The following is a 233-nucleotide window of genomic DNA, read 5'->3' on the forward strand; positions in this document are numbered from 1 at the left end:
CGCAGCGCATGAATCATCTTGTCCTTGCCGGCAAGATCCGCTCCTCCCCTGTCAGCATGGAATTCACGATGGCGTGAATACGCAAACACAACCAGGCTGCCAAGTATCGAAAAGACAATCTGAAAAATAATCATTGCAATAAAATGAACGATCGGCGCTAGATCTTCTTTGACAAAACGGCTTGCTATCCAAGCGGCGATACGCGATAAAAAGACGACAAAGGTATTAACGAT

General features: G+C 45.9%; 1 protein-coding gene. It reads right to left on the reverse strand.

All coding sequences use genetic code 11. The features are described 5' to 3' along the window. On the reverse strand, positions 1–233 hold a 233-nt coding region (locus PU683_RS21930; protein ID WP_277174646.1), incomplete at both ends, for a M48 family metalloprotease.

The sequence above is a fragment of the Candidatus Kosakonia sp. 282A-S69 genome (genome assembly GCF_029433855.1).
Lineage (GTDB): Bacteria > Pseudomonadota > Gammaproteobacteria > Enterobacterales > Enterobacteriaceae > Kosakonia > Kosakonia cowanii_A.